At 63.0% G+C, this 17,043-nt stretch carries 14 protein-coding genes and 1 pseudogene; 7 read left to right on the plus strand and 8 right to left on the minus strand.

From position 1 onward, the window contains the following. Window positions 1-84: 84 nt before the first annotated feature. The 4 genes from lspA (at window position 85) to VXD91_RS03980 (ending at window position 4,380) form a co-directional block, all read left to right on the plus strand. Entirely contained in the window at window positions 85-693 is a 609-nt protein-coding gene (lspA, locus tag VXD91_RS03965; protein ID WP_346414766.1) for a signal peptidase II, read from the plus strand. Further along, window positions 690-1,613, plus strand: a complete 924-nt coding sequence (locus VXD91_RS03970) for an RluA family pseudouridine synthase (protein WP_346414680.1) — start codon at window positions 690-692, stop codon at window positions 1,611-1,613. Before lspA ends, VXD91_RS03970 begins: the two co-directional genes overlap by 4 nt. Continuing rightward, the gene (rarD, locus tag VXD91_RS03975) at window positions 1,610-2,551 is read left to right on the plus strand and encodes an EamA family transporter RarD (protein ID WP_346414681.1); all 942 of its coding nucleotides are present in this window, start codon (window positions 1,610-1,612) and stop codon (window positions 2,549-2,551) included. Before VXD91_RS03970 ends, rarD begins: the two co-directional genes overlap by 4 nt. A 149-nt stretch (window positions 2,552-2,700) precedes the next feature. After that, window positions 2,701-4,380, plus strand: coding sequence for a glycosyltransferase family 39 protein (locus VXD91_RS03980; RefSeq protein ID WP_346414682.1), 1,680 nt, complete (start codon window positions 2,701-2,703; stop codon window positions 4,378-4,380). Between the two features lie 134 nt (window positions 4,381-4,514). Here VXD91_RS03980 and VXD91_RS03985 read toward each other — a convergent pair whose 3' ends face one another. The 5 genes and pseudogenes from VXD91_RS03985 to VXD91_RS04005 form a co-directional block, all read right to left on the minus strand. Beyond that, entirely contained in the window at window positions 4,515-4,715 is a 201-nt protein-coding gene (locus VXD91_RS03985) for a hypothetical protein (RefSeq protein ID WP_346414683.1), read from the minus strand. Next, window positions 4,712-6,031 (minus strand): ISL3 family transposase, encoded by a 1,320-nt coding sequence (locus VXD91_RS03990; RefSeq protein WP_073698465.1) that lies wholly within the window; start codon window positions 6,029-6,031, stop codon window positions 4,712-4,714. The genes VXD91_RS03985 and VXD91_RS03990 overlap by 4 nt, the downstream gene beginning before the upstream one ends. 365 nt (window positions 6,032-6,396) lie before the next feature. After that, complete coding sequence (locus VXD91_RS03995; protein WP_346414684.1) at window positions 6,397-6,594, minus strand: hypothetical protein; 198 nt, start codon at window positions 6,592-6,594, stop codon at window positions 6,397-6,399. 192 nt (window positions 6,595-6,786) lie between these two features. After that, a pseudogene (locus tag VXD91_RS04000) lies at window positions 6,787-7,226 on the minus strand (IS3 family transposase); the annotation flags it as partial. Window positions 7,227-7,449: 223 nt separating this feature from the next. Continuing rightward, complete coding sequence (locus tag VXD91_RS04005; RefSeq protein WP_346414685.1) at window positions 7,450-8,283, minus strand: glycosyltransferase; 834 nt, start codon at window positions 8,281-8,283, stop codon at window positions 7,450-7,452. Between the two features lie 331 nt (window positions 8,284-8,614). Between VXD91_RS04005 and VXD91_RS04010 the strand changes: the two genes are divergently transcribed. Further along, on the plus strand, window positions 8,615-9,916 hold the full coding sequence (locus VXD91_RS04010; RefSeq protein WP_346414686.1) for a UDP-glucose/GDP-mannose dehydrogenase family protein: 1,302 nt from the start codon (window positions 8,615-8,617) through the stop codon (window positions 9,914-9,916). Between the two features lie 26 nt (window positions 9,917-9,942). On the opposite strand, the gene VXD91_RS04015 is transcribed toward VXD91_RS04010, so the two are convergent. From VXD91_RS04015 to VXD91_RS04025, 3 genes are read right to left on the minus strand one after another with little or no spacing between them, the layout of a single operon-like run. Further along, entirely contained in the window at window positions 9,943-10,740 is a 798-nt protein-coding gene (locus VXD91_RS04015) for an ABC transporter permease (RefSeq protein ID WP_346414687.1), read from the minus strand. Then, window positions 10,737-11,474: an ABC transporter permease gene (locus VXD91_RS04020; RefSeq protein WP_346414688.1), complete on the minus strand. Its 738-nt coding sequence runs from the start codon at window positions 11,472-11,474 to the stop codon at window positions 10,737-10,739. Before VXD91_RS04020 ends, VXD91_RS04015 begins: the two co-directional genes overlap by 4 nt. Further along, complete coding sequence (locus tag VXD91_RS04025; protein WP_346414689.1) at window positions 11,471-12,403, minus strand: ATP-binding cassette domain-containing protein; 933 nt, start codon at window positions 12,401-12,403, stop codon at window positions 11,471-11,473. The genes VXD91_RS04020 and VXD91_RS04025 overlap by 4 nt, the downstream gene beginning before the upstream one ends. Before the next feature lie 367 nt (window positions 12,404-12,770). On the opposite strand from VXD91_RS04025, the gene VXD91_RS04030 reads away from it, so the two are divergent. After that, window positions 12,771-13,436: a TetR/AcrR family transcriptional regulator gene (locus tag VXD91_RS04030; RefSeq protein WP_346414690.1), complete on the plus strand. Its 666-nt coding sequence runs from the start codon at window positions 12,771-12,773 to the stop codon at window positions 13,434-13,436. A gap of 67 nt (window positions 13,437-13,503) precedes the next feature. Continuing rightward, window positions 13,504-17,037 (plus strand): DNA polymerase III subunit alpha, encoded by a 3,534-nt coding sequence (gene dnaE, locus VXD91_RS04035; RefSeq protein ID WP_064858148.1) that lies wholly within the window; start codon window positions 13,504-13,506, stop codon window positions 17,035-17,037. Window positions 17,038-17,043 lie beyond the last annotated feature (6 nt).

Here is a 17,043-nt window from a genome sequence, read left to right on the forward strand (position 1 = left end):
ACGGAGCCGGAGGCGACCTCGGGCACGGAGCCGGAGGCGACCTCGGGCACGGAGCCGGAGACGGCTGAGAGCGCCGAATCGCCGGTGACGGCGCCGGCGCAGACCCAGCCCGTCGCGCGGCGGTTGCGGCTGTTGCTGATGGTCGCGGCGCTGGTGCTGGGGCTGGATGTCTTGACCAAGGTGCTGGCGGTGAAGCTGTTGGTGCCCGGTCAGCCGGTCGAGATCATCGGTGACACCATCACCTGGACGCTGGTCCGAAATTCCGGGGCGGCCTTCTCGATGGCGACCGGTTACACCTGGGTGCTGACGTTGATCGCCACCGGCGTGGTCCTGGGCATCATCTGGATGGGCCGGCGGCTGGTCTCGCTGTGGTGGGCGCTGGGCCTGGGGATGATCCTCGGCGGCGCGGTGGGCAACCTGATGGACCGGTTCTTCCGCTCGCCGGGGCCGCTGCGCGGGCACGTGGTCGACTTCCTCTCGGTCGGCTGGTGGCCGGTCTTCAACGTCGCCGATTCCGCAGTGGTGTGCGGGGCGGTGCTGCTGGTCGGGCTGTCGATGTTCGGCATCGATTTCGATACCGAGAGCAAGCCGCCGGCCGCAGATGCCACGGAATCCGTTGATACAGAACAGGATTCGCCGGCGCCGCCGGAACCGGCCGCCGCGGCCGCCGACGAGGCTGAAACCGGCCGATGAGCAGCCGTTCGATGCCGGTCCCCGAAGGACTGGCCGGGATGCGGGTGGACGCGGGTCTAGCACGCCTGCTGGGGTTGTCGCGGACCGCGGTCGCCACGATCGCCGAAGACGGCGGGGTCGATATCGATGGCGCGCCGGCGGCGAAGTCGGACAAGCTGGTGGCGGGCTCGTGGCTGGAGGTCCGCCTGCCCGAGGCGCCGGCGCCGCTCGAGAACACGCCGCAGGACATCGAGGGCATGGCGATCCTCTACTCCGACGATGACATCGTGGCCGTCGACAAGCCGGCCGGGGTGGCGGCACATGCGTCGTTGGGCTGGACGGGCCCGACGGTCCTCGGCGGGCTGGCGGCGGCGGGCTTCCGGATCAGCACGTCGGGCATCCACGAGCGGCAGGGCATCGTGCACCGGCTGGATGCCGGCACGTCCGGCGTCATGGTGGTGGCGCTGTCAGAGCGGGCGTACACCGTGCTCAAGCGGGCGTTCAAGCACCGCACCGTCGACAAGCGCTACCACGCGCTGGTGCAGGGTCACCCGGACCCGTCGAGCGGCACCATCGACGCGCCGATCGGCCGGGCCCGGGGCAACGACTGGAAGTTCGCCGTCACCGAAGGCGGCCGGCACAGCATCACGCACTACGACACCATCGAGGCGTTCGTGGCGGCCAGCCTGCTGGACGTGCACTTGGAGACCGGCCGCACACACCAGATCCGGGTGCACTTCTCCGCGCTGCACCACCCGTGTTGCGGCGACCTGACCTACGGCGCCGATCCGACGCTGGCGAAAAAGCTTGGGCTCGAGCGGCAGTGGCTGCACGCGCGCTCGTTGGGATTCGCCCATCCGGCCGACGGCCGGTGGATCGAGATCACCAGCGAGTACCCGGCGGAATTGCAGCATGCCCTGGATGTGTTGCATCGGCAGTGACCACTACCGCGACGGCCACTTCGAAACAGAACCAGGGATTGCTGCTCGGGCTCGGCGCCTATGGGTCGTGGGGTCTGTTTCCCGCGTTCTTCCCGCTGCTGAAGCCGGCGAGTGCGTTCGAGGTGCTGGCGCATCGCATCGTGTGGACGGTGCTGTTGATGTTCGTGGTGCTGGCCGTCGGTCGCCGCCTGGGTGACCTGCGCCGGCTGTCGGGCCGCACGTGGGGCCTGTTGGTCTGCGCCTCGGCGCTGATCTCGCTGAACTGGGGCATTTACATCTATGCCGTCAGAAACGGCCACGTGGTCGACGCTGCGCTGGGCTATTTCATCAACCCGCTGGTGAGCGTGGCGCTCGGCGTTGCGCTGTTCGGTGAGCGGTTGAATCGCGCGCAGGCGGCGGCGCTGGCCATCGCCGTGGCCGCGGTGATCGTACTGGCGGTGCAGACCGGTGAAATCCCGGTGATCGGCCTCGGCGTGGCGGTGTCCTTCGGTGTGTACGGCGCGGTCAAGAAGGTCGTGCGCGCTGACCCGCGGGTCAGTGTCGGCGTCGAAGCCGGGGTGGCCGCGCCGTTCGCGTTGGCCTACCTTGTCGTCCTCACCATTGCGGGGCAGGCGACGGTTCCCGCGCTGGGCGCGGGCCACACACTTCTGATGATGTTGTGCGGCCCGGTGACGGCGCTGCCGTTGCTGATGTTCGCCGTTGCGGCGCAACGGCTTCCGCTGGTCACCATGGGCCTGCTGCAGTACCTGACGCCGGCGTTGCAGATGGCGTGGGGCGTCATCGTCGGGCATGAGCCGATGCCGGTGGGCCGGTGGGCAGGCTTCGTGCTGATCTGGCTGGCGCTGGCAGTGCTCACCGGCAGCGCGATCGGCAGGAGGGTCGGTGGCAATTCGGCCGTCGCCGTCGATCCGGTAGTTGCTCTGTCGTCATTGCCCTGAAGAGACTCTTGGGCGATGAGACGACGGCATATCGGTCGATAGCGGTAGGCCGAAAGCAGTGCCTCACACATCGTCCGGGCGGCGCGCTCAGGCGGTAGCCGGACGGGTCGGACGGGTACTGTCGTCGTCTGGGAGATTCGGGTCAGGGCATGGCCGGTTATCAGGGGAGCGCCAATTTGAGCACGCGTTACGAGGGTGGACGCCAACGGTGTGAACGCTTGTTCGGGAGATTTGCGGCGTATCGGCTGACGCCCGCGGTGGCGGTTTGGCTCGTCGTCGCATTGATCGTGCTCTTGGTGGTACGCGCGATGGTGTCGACTTCGCTGTCTCACGATGACGCGATCACCATGCTGTCGGCGACTTGCAATCAGGGGCGCTATTCGCAATTCATTCCCATTGGTCAATGGGTATCTGTGCAGACCTGGCAGGACTATTGGAGTCTGCGGAATCCGGGATGTTTCGACCGGATTCGCACCGATCTGGCGCATTTTGACATCCATCCGCCTTTGTATTTCTGGCTGCTGCACATCTGGTTCTCGTTTTTCGGTGTCTCGATCCCGGCCGCAGCCATGCTGAACGTTGTGCTTGTTGTCATGACGGCACTGCTGCTCTTTGCGGTGTGCCGGGTGCTTGAGATCCCCACCTTCTTAGGTGCGGCCGCTGTGTTGACGTGGGCACTCTCCATGGCGGTCCGAGCGAGCGCGGTCGCTATTCGCCAGTATGCGTTGCTCGGCTTGTGGTCGACGCTACTGTTGTTGTTCGTCTGCTTGTGGTTCACCCGCCACAAATTCGGTTACCTGGTCGCACTTGCCCCTGTCATTGCCTTGGGCCTGCTGACTCAGTACTTGTTCGTCGTCCCTGCCGGGTTTGCCTTGCTGCTCGTCGGTGTCGCCATCGTGGCCCGCCGGCGGTACTGGGAGTTTGCCGGTCTGGTCGCCGTCGGCGTCGTCGCCGTCAGCGCGTTCGGCATGGGAAACCCGGGGTTCTGGGAGTCATTCCACCGTGGCGGGGAACAGGCACAGCATTTTTCCTGGCCCATGCTCGGGGTCCGGATCGTGGCGTTGCTCGGCCCGCTGTACGAGGCGTTTGCGCCGATCGATCCCGCGTACCAGTCGTACGGTGTCGAGATCGGCGCCGTCGTGGGCGGTGTCCTGACAGTGGTGGTGGTCTCGCCGATTCTGTGGATCGCCGCCAAGTGGGTGGTGCGTCGTCACGGCGGCTGGCATGAATTCGTTCCGACTGCGTCGGCAGTGCCATTGCAGATGTTCTTCAGTTGCTGGCTGGCCATCATCGCGCTGTACGTCTCTTTCATCAGCCCGGTGCATTCCATGCGTCCGCTCTATTTGTACTTCATCACCCCATTTTTATTCGTCGGGCTTGCGGTGTCGGCGCGGCGTTCGCACGTGGTGGCTGTGGTGCTGTCGGTGCTCCTCGTATTCCAGTTTGTCGGGGTAACGCTGGCTACCGTGCACGCCGGCTATCGCTACACGCAGACAACCGCGCTAGTGCCGGCATCCGACGCCGCGATCGTGATCGATTCGGATCGGCGTGGAGTTGTACCGCCGACATTGTGGTCGGTTCCGCCTGACGCGGTGACTTTCGTAGCCAGCCAGGACGAATTGATCAACCATTTTCCGGATCTGTCCAGCCTCTCGAATCGACACGTCTATTACGTGAGTAGGGTCTTGCCGGCGGACCCGTATGGGAATTCAATTGCGAAGCGGAATGAAATACTCCAGAAGTTCGCCGATCGCGGCTATGCTTCCGCGCATCTGGGCGCCAACCAACTGTTAGGCGGCGCTGACGTATACCGGCTCGTCCGCTGGTAGCAGCATCTGCTTTGCCTACGGCTAGTGTTCACTGCCAGAGGAGGTCAACGCTTGAATTACGAGGGTGATAGTTGATTCAGGTAGTAAATGTTGCGGGACGCCGCTAATCGCGGTTGGTAGTGCGCCGAACGTTCTTACTCAGGTTCGGTCTCCCAGACGTCGATCACGGCGTTTAAGTCGGCATTCGATTTTACTTTCGTGAAGACCGCCATCCGACCGACCGGGAAGAATTCTGCCACATTCTCCAGAATGTGGTAATGCGGTCTGTTGATGTAGTCGTCGACGACGACTTGCCACCCGTGTGTATCCCGTAGCAGGTTAAAGCGGCTCTTCATGATTGACGGTGTAGTTGGGGTCTGAATCCGCCGGTTTCGAGTAGGGATCGGGCGATGTAGTGGGTGAGGTTGCGAAAGCCCAGGGCGGAGCCACGGAGGTGTTCGAGACGGCCGTTGATCGCTTCGGTCGGTCCGTTGCTGGTGCCGGGCCGGTCGAAATAGGCCAGCACATCGACAGCCCGCTTGGTCAGTGTGCGTCCGAGGGTGATCAGCTCGGTCAGCGGTTTGGGAACGCCGGCGCTCAGCGTGTCGATCAGCGCCGCCATCATGGCTCGGCCTTTCGTGCGGTCGGGTTCGCGGTAGGCGGCCACGGCGCGTTGGTACATGTGCCAGGTCGCTTCGACCTCCACATGAATGTCGCCGGTGAACAAGGCTGCCAGCCGGGCTTTCTGGCGGTCGGTGAGCAGATCGACGCCGGTGTGCAGGGTGCGTCGGCAGGCATAGAGCGGGTCGGTCTTGCGGCCGCGGTGCCCACACGTGGCCACCTGGATACGGCGGCGGCAGTCGTCGAGAGCGTTGCCGGACAACCTCACCACGTGGAAGGGATCCATCACCGTGGCTGCCTCAGGAAGTTCTTCGGTGGTGGCGGTCTTGAACCCGGAGAAGCCGTCCATGGCAACAACTTCGACACCGTCGCGCCAGGGCTGGGGTCGCTCGGACAGCCAGTCGGCGAACGCCTTCTTGGAGCGGCCTTCGACCATGTCGAGCAGCCGGGCAGGGCCGGTCTGGTCGTGGACCGGGGTGAGGTCGATGATCACGGTGACGTACTTGTCGCCGCGACGGGTGTGCCGCCACACGTGCTCATCGACGCCGATCACCCGCACGCCGTTGAAGCGGGCCGGATCGGCGATCAGCACTCGCTGCCCTTCGGCCAGGACGGCGTTGTTGGCGGTGTTCCACGACACCGCCAGCGCTTCGGCGACGCGAGCCACGGTCAGGTGTTGGCAGACAATCGCTTTCAAGGCCCACTGCAACGCACGCCGGGACAGCTTGGCGCGTGGTTCGGCGGCGTTGCCGAGGTCTTGGCGCCACACATGGGCACAGCCGGCGCAGCGGTAGCGGCGGAGGGTGACCAGCAAGGTGGTGGGCCGCCACCCGAATGGTTCGTGGGCAAGCTCGCGTGTCACGCTGTCGCGGCTGACGCCTCGCTCGCCGCAGCGGCGGCACCACGAGTCGTCGTCGCTGACCCGGCATGCCAATACCGCACGATCGGGGTGCAGTTGCTGGCCGGTCACCTCCAACCCGAGGTCGTCGAGGCGGCAGAAAGTAGTCAGGTCAGCGCGGGCGAAGCCCGCCCGACCGGTAGCGTCAGGCACGTCGAGGTCTTTCGGATGAGGCGTGTAGGAACCTTCATCTTCGAGAGACCTCGACCCCTATCCCGGCAACGACGCGCCGATGACCTCTACACCCTCAACTGCGAAGAGCCGTTAAAGCATTTCGCGGCGCAAGCCACTCGAAAGCGCCCGTCTACTAACACCAAATCTGGTGGCACATTTATGAATCGCGGATCCGAATAGCGTCGGTACAGTGCTAGGCGCTGCTCATCTGCGTGGCCGTATGGCCGTCCCCAAGGGCCCGTGCGGCCTATATCCGCGTATACCAGTTGTTGGTTTTCGCTTTCAAGTCCGGCTGCCGCAATTTTTGCGCCGACGAGACGGAGGAAGTTGGGGTCGGACTCGACTCACACCATGTTGACGCCGCGACTGGCGGCTTGGATGGTTGATCCGCCGGTGCCGTACTCAAGATACGACTTCGCATTATTCAGTTGGTCAATAAACCATTTAGTCGATTCGGCGCTGTCGAAATGCGGATTATCGGGTACCGACAATTTAGACCAGTTTTGACGTGCTTTAAATACCCAATATTCGGCAGAATGCATTTATCCCCCTATGTACAATTTCTTACCACGGACATGTCCGCGGTGGTGCACGACCTCCATTCTAGGGTCGCACCTGCACTTGATGTGCCGATTTTTGCGAAATCGTGCCGCGACTCCCGATGGATTGCGTCGACCCCATCTGCGAGGTCTTCGGGTCCCAGGAGGGTAAAGCCAAACCGCGGGCTGAATAGTGATCGTCGCGACCGGCGAGTACGATGACACAGCCTGATTCAAAGCGGCTACCGTCGGCGAGAACTTATCCGCGATAAGGTCGAGTGGCCCACAATAGGAGTTGAAGTAGACGCCTTTGATGGCGCAGGACCGAGTTGAGAGTTCAGGCCACGCTTCTTGACGAAGCTTGACCAGATGCGCTCCTGGGAGCATAACCGCGCTGCCGGTTCTTGCCAGCGCGGATTCCGCGCCCTGGTAATTGGTCGGCAGTGAATCAGTATCCGAAGGCTTGGTCGTCGGCGTCGATGTCGCGGGCGGCGTTGATCAAGTGCACATCGCCCCAAATTCGCTGCGTCACAGGCGCTTTTGTGCCAACTATAGATCGCCTGGATGGAGACCCTAAGAACCGGCAGGTTCGACTCGACGGGCACGCCGTCATCGGCAAGGTTACCGGCCAGAGGCTCCGCCGGTGCGGGCCACTGCGGTAGCGTCGACTCGAAGCTTGGCGGGAACGGCTGTGGCAAGAGGTTGATCGTTTCACTGAGGACGGATCCTCACAGTTCAAGAGACAACCAAACCGGGGTTGTCCCATCACGGGGTCACCACGCTACGAAAGTACCCGCCTCTCGGAAATATCGGTTGTTCATGTCGCAAGCGCCCGAGCAAGTTGCATGTTAAGCCACGTCAGCGATAGTTACCCGTGACCCAGGCTTTGAACCCATGCTTTCCGAGCAGGTAACGCAGAGATTCGTACTGTTGCTTCTTACGTTTCTTACCGCGCACATCGATGTAGTGGTGGACCACTTCGATTGAAGGGTCGAACCAGCGTTTGATGCCCTTCTTCTCCAATCGGATCGCCAGATCCTGAGCCCCATGGTTGCGCATGTTGATGTCATAGCCGCCGATCGATTTGTACGCATCGGCATAGATCAGCATGTTGCCCTCGTGCAGCCAGAAAGTCTCCTGAGCTGTTGGTGCATCCAGCACGTTCGGATAGTTCTTGACGATTGGCCGGACCGCCTGCTGAATCGTGCGGGCCAATTTGGGACGGTTGCGGATCCGGTCGAGGACTGGGGGAATCGCCGTCATGTGCGTGTGCAAACAAAACGCTGGGCCGAAATTGTAAGGTTCCTGACTTCCGTCGGTGCGGCTTACCAGCCCGCCTATCGCACCCACGCCCTTGTCGACGTAGCGAGCGGCAACCTGGCGCGCCACGTCGGCGATGTTCTCGGTCTCCAGATCCATGTCGGCATCGATGAAGTGGATGAGCTCGTCGCCATCGATCACCTTGAGGACTTGATTGCGGTTCGCTGTGCAGCCCTGGTTTTGCGGGGCGACGATCATCTGCACCTGACCGCCAAACTCCTTGACCACCTCGACACTGTCATCAGTGGACCCGTCATCGAACACATATATGCGGTCGTAGCCCTGTACCAGCACCTGTGGCAGGAGCTTGCGTAGGTGGTGGCCCATGTTGTAGTTGGGAATCGCGGCAATGACCGGCAACTCGTTCGACATTACGGTTAGTGTCCCTTCCGTACTGCGTCTCAAATGACGCCTACGCCAAAATGTTTCGGGGTGCCAACGACGCCGCCGGGCAAACCGTTGCATGGCCTCTCTGTGGCCTCTCGCGCCATGCGCAAACCTACCATCCGACTGACCACCACCTCGCGACAAGCTGTGAGGTGTGGTCAGCAGACAATGCGCTTCGGCAGTTCGACGTCGGTCGTACGGTAGCCTCACAGCGATCGGCCGTGTTAGCTGGCAATTGGAAGCGCGCGTCGGGCGAGCTCGGCCCTCAGGGCTCGCTATACCTCGATGACAGCAAGCAGAAGCAAGGAGATCAGTCGTGCGGCTGACAGTATTCGGTATGGGGTACCTCGGACTCACCCACGCTGTGTGTATGGCTGAATTGGGCCACGAGGTGCTCGGGGTCGAGGTAGATCACGACAAGGTTGCCAAGCTTGCGAATGGCGAAGTGCCGTTCTACGAGCCTGGACTGGCGGCGCTGCTGAAAAAGCACCTGGAATCCGGCCTTTTGCGTATCACCACCAGCTATCAGGACGCTGCGGATTGGGGGGCGCTGTACTTCATCGCGGTCGGTACCCCACAGAAGAAGGGCGAATCGGCTGCAGACTTGCGATACGTCGAAGCTGTTATCGATGGACTCGTTCCGCTAGTGCGCAGCGAGGTGTTGATCCTCGGCAAATCCACTGTGCCCGTGGGCACATGCGCGAAGCTCGTTGACCGAGCCCGCGCTCTGTCCACGGAGGGCGAGATCGAAATCGCCTGGAACCCTGAGTTCCTCCGCGAAGGCTATGCCGTGCATGACACATTGACCCCGGATCGGATTGTGTTGGGCCGTACCGAAGGTGGCCGGGCTGAGACACTGACCCGCGAGGTGTATGCCACGATTCTTGAGCGGGATACACCGTTCATCGTGACGGACCCGGAGACCGCCGAACTGGTCAAGGTATCCGCCAACGCCTTTCTGGCTACCAAGATCTCCTTCATCAATGCGATCGCCGAGGTATGCGATGCTGTAGGCGCGGATGTGAGAGCAGTCGCCGACGCGATCGGTTATGACGCGCGCATCGGCCGCCGTTTTCTCAACGCCGGTCTAGGCTTTGGCGGCGGCTGCCTTCCCAAGGACATCCGGGCTTTTATGGCGCGTGCTGGCGAACTAGGCGCCTCGGAGGCCCTAATGTTCTTGCGTGAAGTGGACAACGTCAACATGCGGCGTCGTACACGTATGGTCGAGGTCACTAGAGCTGCCTGCAACGGGTCGCTCCTGGGTGCGAACATCGCGATCCTGGGCTCGGCGTTCAAACCGGATTCTGATGACGTCCGTGACTCGCCTGCACTTAATGTCGCTGGTCAACTACAGCTGCAGGGTGCTTCGGTCACGGTGTACGACCCGAAGGCGATTGAGAACTCCCGCAGAGTGTTTCCGACGCTTTCGTACGCGAACTCGGTTCGTGGCGCATGCGAGAATGCCGACGTCGTCCTGGTGTTGACCGAGTGGTCTGAGTTCACCGAGATTAACCCGGCTGAACTCAGTGCCATCGTGCGTCGTACCACCGTGATCGACGGCCGGCTCTGCCTGGACCGTGAGTGGTGGACCAAGTGCGGCTGGCGCTATCTGACTTGACCCGTCAGGTCAGATAGCGACTGGAATCAGTCGCCAAGCTGTCCTGTCTCAGCAGCTTGCCGGTAGTTACGCGCGGCAAGGGGGCCGAACAGCGCGCTGAGAACAACGATCCAAGCAACGGAAGCCGCGAGTGGCAGCCAGAATGCGCCAGCGCCTTGCGACAGCTGGCTCATGGCCTGAATAGCCGGGGCGACGGGCTGATATTGGGCAAGGGGACGCAGTAACGCCGGGAGTTTGGCGACCGGAATGATCGCTGCGAACGCTAAACCCATGCTGGCAGTACCTACCCATGCCAGGATTGTGCGGCCTTGGTCGTGTAATGCCAACGTGATCACGATCATCGCATAGACGACGACTACGAGACTCGGAACAGCGAGGTATGCGAGCAGTTCGATGATGTTGCCGCCAAATCGGAAGCCGAGTGCATAGCCAGTTGCCAGGATAAGTGCGCTCCCGGCGAAAGTGCGCATGGATTCGGCGAGCAGCGTCCCGATCAGCGCGCTCGCTCTTCGGACGGGCATGATCCACAGCCGGGTGAGCAGGCCGCTCTCTCGATCATGAGGCATAGTCATCCCGGCGCCCACACAACCGGACATGGCACCCGCAACCGCGCACACCGGGATCAGTACGTCAAGGCCGCTGTTGCCGGTGAGGCGGGTCATCGAGGTTCCGACTAGCAGACTATAGGCGACCAATAGAACCGTGGGAAACAGCAGCGCTTGAAGGGGCACGGTTGGGTAGCGCCGCCACTGTATGAGCAACCGGCTGGCGAATATCCAACTTTCGGTTAACAGCGAAAATTGCCGCGTTGATTGGGTATTCACTGGGCCCGCCTTTGCAACCGGAGTGCGAACATGCCGAAGACAATGAGAAGCCCAACGCACCATGCGAGGCTGACGAGCAGATTGCCTTGGTGCACGTGACCGCTGGTGAGGCCGCGCAGCGTTTCGGTGATCTGAGAAATGGGTTGGTAACGGACAAAGGGTTGTACCCAAGTGGGGAACGATCCCAGCGGAGCGAGTCCGGTCGAAAGCAGGACCAATAGCAGCTGGGGCACCATAAGTAACTGGCTGGCAACTTCGGTCCGACCAGCCTTACTGCCTGTCGCGTCGGCGCCCAGCGACAGCGCCAAGGTGAGAGTGAGAGCCAGACCGAAAAACGCTGCCACATAGCCAATGCCGCCAGCGAATCGGAATCCGAACACTGATGCTGCAGCGATTGATGCAATTGTCGCGAGTGCGCCACGTATGATGCAGTAGCTCATTCGGGCCAAGAGTGGCGCGTATTGGGAAATGGGGAGAGTGCGTAGTCGAACACCCATACCACTGGCCTTTTCGTGCGCCGCCCGATCGGTGGTGGTGAGCGCCCCAAATAACATAGCCTGAACAACCACGGCAGGCAGTACGTACTGCGCGTAACTCATTCCGCCGGTGTTGATCACATCGCGCAGCAACAAGGTTAGGCCAATTAAGCCCAGCAACGGAGCCACCGCTGCGAAGATCAAATCTACCCGACTTCGGCTGACGATTCGGGCAGTAAGAATTGTCGGCGCGTTCATGCCGTGGTCGCCGGGGTGGTGAGGTGGAGGAACACCTCGTCGAGTGAGGGGCGGCGCAGAGAGATATCGATGAGTTCGACGCCGATCTCGTCCATCCGGCGGAAGACCTCGGTCAGGGTCGCGACGCCGCCCGGCGCCGGTACCGACACCGTCGTCGCGTCGGTGTCGACCTCGATCTCGTCGAAATCGGCCAGGGCCGTAGCGATGCGCGGCAGGTCATCCGGGTTGAGGGGCGTCATCTCGCAGTAGCTCGAGCCCGTCTGGCGCTTGAGCTCATCGGCGGTCCCGCGGGCGACGATCTGTCCGCCGTTGAGGATGACGATGGAATCGCTGAGGATGTCGGCTTCTTCCAGGTACTGCGTCGTCAGCAGGACGGTGATGCCCTGGGACTTCATCGAGGACACCAGATTCCAGACGTCGCGGCGGCTGCGCGGGTCCAGCCCGGTGGTCGGCTCGTCGAGGAACAGCACCTTCGGTGGGACCACGAGGGACACCGCGATGTCGATGCGGCGGCGCATGCCGCCGGAATACCCGCTCACCTGGCGGTCCGCGGCGTGCCCCATGTCGAATTGGGTGATCAGTTCGTCGGCCCGGCTGCGGGCCTCGCCGCGCCGCAGGCCCCGCAGGCGCCCGAACAGGACGAGGTTCTCCCGTCCGGTCAGCCGGAGGTCCAGGGCGGCATCCTGTCCGGTGACGCCGATGGACTGACGCACCTTCGCCGGTTCCTTTGCCACGTCGTAGCCGGCGACGATCGCCTGGCCCGAGGTCGGCTTGAGCAAGGTGGAGAGGATCTTGACGGTCGTCGTCTTGCCGGCGCCGTTGTGTCCCAGCAACGCACACACAGAGCCGGTGGGGACGGAAAAGCTCACGTCGCGGAGTGCGGGAACAGACCCGCCAAAAGTCTTGGCGACGTTGATGAGCTCGATCACGGAGTCATACGATACAGAGAGCCGCAGCGCATTCAATTCGCACAGCGCACGCCGTGATGTGGACATCATCACTATGTGGCGCTCGGCGAGGGCCCCATCGAGACCCCGATTCGGTTGCCGGATCTCTACGTCGGCGACAAATTTTCGGGCAAATGAATTGCGGTGCTCGTCGCCATCGCGGAACGCGCCGCCGATCGACCGCCGGGCATGACGCCGTCTGTGGTGGTCACCGGACTGAATGGACCTTGCCCAGGGTTGTCGCGAGGCAAGTCGACCCGCCGTTGTCGAGGTTGCGGTTGACCACGTATCAGCTATGTCTTAGAGTTTGCTGAATTCGTAAATATCCCTTTCTGTGCGAGGACGTGGCATGGTGCATCTCGATGTTCTCCCAGTGAAGGCGACACGCCGTCGGGGCCGCCCGGCCGGCACCGATTCGGCGCAGACGCGGGCGCGCATCCTGGACGCCGCACGCGAGGTGATCGCAGTCCGTGGCTACCACGCCACCACCATCCAGGCCATCGCCGAGATCGCCGAGTTGAGCCGTCCCACGCTGCATTACCACTTCCAGACGCGTGAGGACATCTACCACTGTCTGCTGAATGAGATCGCCACGACGATCGACCTCTGCATCGCCCGAGCGGGAGCGGAATCCACTCTGCCAGAACAGATTTCGGTACTCGTCACCGAATTCCGCAACGCTGGTGTCCATGAACCGGGCAGTGTGGCGCTGCTGGTCAGCTCCTATCTGGAGGCCGACCGGTTGCCGGCCCCGCGCAGGGACGCGAAGGCGGCCGTCCGCAAATTCATGGACCAGGCTGTACGCGACGCCGTGGCGCGCGGTGAGTTGCCTGCCGAGACGGCTGTGGCCCCTGTGGCGGACCTGCTCTACACCATGGTGTGGGGGCTCGGCTTCTATGCCGGGCTCGTGGCCGACCGGGATCGCGTCGAAGCGGTAACTAAGCAACTGCAACAGGTGTTGCACAAGGGGTTGCTGGTGGGTCCCGTGGCAACAGCGGCCGCGCCCACGTCGTAGTCCCGCCGACGACACAGCGCCCGACACGCCGAGAGGTGTCGGTGGCCCGTTTTAGACTGGCAGCCCTATGAGCCAGTTCGTGCACCTCCACAATCACACCGAGTACTCGATGCTGGACGGTGCGGCGAAGGTCAAGCCGATGGTGCAGGAAGCCATCCGGTTGGGTATGCCGGCAATCGGCATGACCGACCACGGAAACATGTTCGGCGCCAGCGAGTTCTACAACACCGCCACCAAAGAGGGCATCAAGCCGATCATCGGCATCGAGGCGTACATCGCGCCCGCGTCGCGCTTCAACACCAAGCGCGTCACCTGGGGCGATCCGAGCCAGAAGAGCGACGACGTCTCGGGTAGTGGTTCGTACACCCACATGACGATGGTCGCGGAGAACGCGACCGGTCTGCGCAACCTGTTCAAGCTGTCGTCGCTGGCGTCGTTCGAGGGACAGCTCGGCAAGTGGTCCCGCATGGACGCCGAGATCATCGCCGAGCACTCGGCGGGCATCATCGCCACGACCGGCTGCCCGTCGGGTGAGGTGCAGACCCGGCTGCGGCTCGGTCACGAGAAGGAAGCCGTCGAGGCCGCCGCGAAGTGGCAGGAGATCTTCGGCAAGGAGAACTTCTTCCTCGAACTGATGGACCACGGCATCGAGATCGAGCGCCGGGTTCGCGAGGGCCTGCTGGACATCGGCAAGAAGCTGGGCATCCCGCCGCTCGCCACCAACGACTGCCACTACGTCACCCGCGAGGCCTCGCACAACCACGAGGCGCTGCTGTGTATCCAGACCGGCAAGACGCTGTCCGATCCGACGCGGTTCAAGTTCGACGGTGACGGCTACTACCTCAAGTCGGCCGAGGACATGCGGGCCATGTGGGATCACCAGGTACCCGGTGCCTGTGATTCGACGTTGCTGATCGCCGAGCGCGTCGAGTCCTACGCCGATGTCTGGAAGTTCCACGACCGGATGCCGATCTTCCCGGTGCCCGAGGGCGAGACGCAGGCCACGTGGCTGCGCAAAGAGGTGCTGCGTGGTCTGGACCGGCGCTTCCCGGGCGGCCCGCCGCAGGAGTACCTCGATCGCGCCGAGTACGAGATCAGCGTCATCGTGCAGATGGGCTTCCCGGCGTACTTTCTCGTCGTCGGTGACCTCATCAGCCACGCGCGCGAAGTGGGAATCTGGGTCGGCCCCGGCCGAGGTTCGGCCGCAGGTTCGCTGGTGGCGTGGGCGATGGGCATCACCAACATCGACCCGATCCCGCACGGTCTGCTGTTCGAGCGGTTCCTCAACCCCGAGCGCGTGTCGATGCCCGATATCGACATCGACTTCGACGACCGCCGCCGCGGCGAGATGGTGCGCTACGCGAGCGAGAAGTGGGGCAGTGACCGCGTCGCCCAGGTCATCACCTTCGGTACCATCAAAACCAAAGCGGCACTGAAGGATTCGGCTCGAGTTCATTACGGGCAGCCGGGCTTCGCCATCGCCGACCGCATCACCAAGGCGCTGCCGCCGCCGATCATGGCCAAGGACATCTCGGTGGCGGGGATCACCGACCCCAACCACGAGCGGTACAAGGAAGCGGCCGAGGTCCGCGCGCTGATCGACACCGACCCCGACGTGCGCACCATCTACGAGACCGCCCGCGGTCTGGAGGGGCTGGTCCGCAACGCGGGTGTGCACGCCTGTGCGGTGATCATGAGCTCCGAACCGCTCATCGACGCCATCCCGATGTGGAAGCGCGCCCAGGACGGCGCCATCATCACCGGCTGGGACTACCCGTCGTGTGAGGCCATCGGCCTGTTGAAGATGGACTTCCTGGGCCTGCGCAACCTCACCGTCATCGGTGACGCGCTGGAGAACATCAAGGCCAACCGGGGCATCGATCTGGACCTCGACCACCTGAGCCTGGACGACCCGAAAACCTACGAGCTGCTGGCGCGCGGCGACACGCTGGGCGTGTTCCAGCTCGACGGATCCGCGATGCGCGATCTGCTGAAACTGATGCGGCCGACCGGCTTCGAGGACATCGTGGCCGTCCTGGCGCTGTACCGACCGGGTCCGATGGGTGTGGACGCGCACACCGACTACGCGAAGCGCAAGAACGGGCTGCAGGAGATCAAGCCCATCCACCCGGAGCTCGAAGAGCCGCTGCGCGACATCCTTTCCGAGACTTACGGTCTGATCGTCTACCAAGAACAGATCATGCACATCGCACAGAAGGTCGCGGGCTACTCGCTCGGCCAAGCAGACCTGCTGCGTCGCGCGATGGGTAAGAAGAAGAAGGAAATCCTCGACGAGGCGTACGGCGGCTTCGCCGACGGTATGAAGCAGAACGGCTTCTCTCAGGCGGCCATCACCGCGTTGTGGGACACCGTGCTGCCGTTCGCCGGCTACGCGTTCAACAAGTCGCACGCCGCCGGCTACGGCCTGGTGTCGTTCTGGACCGCGTATCTCAAGGCCAACTATCCGGCCGAGTACATGGCTGGTCTGCTGACCTCGGTCGGTGATGACAAGGACAAGGCCGCGATATACCTGGCGGATTGCCGCCGCCTGGGCATCACGGTGCTGCCGCCGGATGTCAATGAATCGGTGCACAACTTCGCCTCGGTCGGCAAGGACATCCGGTACGGGCTGGGCGGTGTGCGCAACGTCGGCGCCAACGTGGTGCAGTCCATCATCGCGGGCCGGACCGACAAGGGGAAATACACCGATTTCTCCGACTACCTCAGCAAGATCGACATCACGGCCTGCAACAAGCGGGTCACCGAATCTCTGGTCAAGGCAGGCGCTTTCGACTCGCTGGGCCATGCCCGCAAGGGCCTGTTCCTGGTGCACGCCGATGCGGTCGACTCGGTGCTCGGCACCAAGAAGGCCGAGGCCATGGGTCAGTTCGATCTGTTCGGCGGCGGTGACGCCGGGGATGCCGGGGATGCGGCCTTCACCATCAAGGTGCCCGACGACGAGTGGGACGACAAGCACAAGCTCGCCCTGGAGCGAGAGATGCTGGGCCTGTACGTTTCCGGCCATCCGCTCAACGGTGTCGCGCACCTGCTCAACGCGCAGGTGGACACCCAGATTCCGGCCATCCTCGAAGGCGCTGTCGCCAACGACAGCCAGGTCCGCATCGGCGGCATCCTGGCGGGTGTGGTCCGGCGCGTCAACAAGCAGGGATTGCCCTGGGCGTCAGCGCAATTGGAAGATCTCAACGGTTCGGTGACGGTGAACTTCTTCCCGAAGACCTATGCCGTGTTCGGTGCCGACATCATGGACGACGCGATCGTGCTGGTGAGCGGCAAGGCGCGCGTCGAGGACGAGCGGGTGTCGATCTTCGCCAGTGACCTTGTGGTGCCCGACTTCTCGAACGCGCAGGCCGACCGTCCGCTCGCGGTGAGCCTGCCGACGCGGCAGTGCACGCCGGAGAAGGTCAGTGCGCTCAAGCAGGTGCTGGCTCACCACCCGGGCACCTCTCAGGTGCATCTGCGGCTCATCAGTGGAGACCGCATCACCACCCTGGAACTGGACCAGACACTGCGGGTGACACCGTCGTCGGCGTTGATGGGTGACTTGAAGGCGCTGCTGGGCCCGGGCTGCCTCGGCGGGTAGTCCGGC

Source organism: Mycobacterium sp. SM3041 (assembly GCF_039668335.1).
GTDB lineage: Bacteria > Actinomycetota > Actinomycetes > Mycobacteriales > Mycobacteriaceae > Mycobacterium.

Bases quoted from the DNA above. Each gene is read 5' to 3' on its own strand.
- VXD91_RS03970 (WP_346414680.1), top strand. From the start codon at position 690: ATGAGCAGCCGTTCGATGCCGGTCCCCGAAGGACTGGCCGGGATGCGG.
- VXD91_RS03980 (WP_346414682.1), top strand. From the start codon at position 2,701: ATGGCCGGTTATCAGGGGAGCGCCAATTTGAGCACGCGTTACGAGGGT.
- VXD91_RS03985 (WP_346414683.1), bottom strand. From the start codon at position 4,715: ATGAAGAGCCGCTTTAACCTGCTACGGGATACACACGGGTGGCAAGTC.
- VXD91_RS03995 (WP_346414684.1), bottom strand. From the start codon at position 6,594: ATGCATTCTGCCGAATATTGGGTATTTAAAGCACGTCAAAACTGGTCT.
- VXD91_RS04005 (WP_346414685.1), bottom strand. From the start codon at position 8,283: ATGTCGAACGAGTTGCCGGTCATTGCCGCGATTCCCAACTACAACATG.
- VXD91_RS04020 (WP_346414688.1), bottom strand. From the start codon at position 11,474: ATGAACGCGCCGACAATTCTTACTGCCCGAATCGTCAGCCGAAGTCGG.
- VXD91_RS04030 (WP_346414690.1), top strand. From the start codon at position 12,771: ATGGTGCATCTCGATGTTCTCCCAGTGAAGGCGACACGCCGTCGGGGC.
- dnaE (WP_064858148.1), top strand. From the start codon at position 13,504: ATGAGCCAGTTCGTGCACCTCCACAATCACACCGAGTACTCGATGCTG.